The organism is Cognatundibacterium oligocarboniphilum, assembly GCF_013377855.1.
Classification (GTDB): domain Bacteria; phylum Pseudomonadota; class Gammaproteobacteria; order Burkholderiales; family Burkholderiaceae_D; genus Undibacterium; species Undibacterium oligocarboniphilum.
This window is the reverse complement of sequence record NZ_JABXYJ010000031.1, coordinates 1-877: the sequence shown is the minus strand read 5'-3', so window position 1 is coordinate 877 and position 877 is coordinate 1. Positions and strand designations below refer to the sequence as shown.

The 877-nt window shown below is 53.0% G+C and carries 1 pseudogene; it reads right to left on the bottom strand.

What is annotated here, in order from left to right:
* Positions 1-53: 53 nt before the first annotated feature.
* Positions 54-814: pseudogene (locus HV832_RS17130) on the bottom strand (IS6 family transposase).
* Positions 815-877: the final 63 nt, after the last annotated feature.

Sequence of the window (877 nt, the reverse complement as noted above, 5' to 3'; positions counted from 1 at the left end):
TGGCACTGTTGCAAAGTTAGCGATGAGGCAGCCTTTTGTCTTATTCAAAGGCCTTACATTTCAAAAACTCTGCTTACCAGGCGCATTTCGCCCAGGGGATCACCATAATAAAATGCTGAGGCCTGGCCTTTGCGTAGTGCACGCATCACCTCAATACCTTTGATGGTGGCGTAAGCCGTCTTCATGGATTTAAATCCCAGCGTGGCGCCGATTATCCGTTTCAGTTTGCCATGATCGCATTCAATCACGTTGTTCCGGTACTTAATCTGTCGGTGTTCAACGTCAGACGGGCACCGGCCTTCGCGTTTGAGCAGAGCAAGCGCGCGACCATAGGCGGGCGCTTTATCCGTGTTGATGAATCGCGGGATCTGCCACTTCTTCACGTTGTTGAGGATTTTACCCAGAAACCGGTATGCAGCTTTGCTGTTACGACGGGAGGAGAGATAAAAATCGACAGTGCGGCCCCGGCTGTCGACGGCCCGGTACAGATACGCCCANGATAAAAATCGACAGTGCGGCCCCGGCTGTCGACGGCCCGGTACAGATACGCCCAGCGGCCATTGACCTTCACGTAGGTTTCATCCATGTGCCACGGGCAAAGATCGGAAGGGTTACGCCAGTACCAGCGCAGCCGTTTTTCCATTTCAGGCGCATAACGCTGAACCCAGCGGTAAATCGTGGAGTGATCGACATTCACTCCGCGTTCAGCCAGCATCTCCTGCAGCTCACGGTAACTGATGCCGTATTTGCAGTACCAGCGTACGGCCCACAGAATGATGTCACGCTGAAAATGCCGGCCTTTGAATGGGTTCATGTGCAGCTCCATCAGCAAAAGGGGATGATAAGTTTATCACCACCGACTATTTGCAACAGTGCC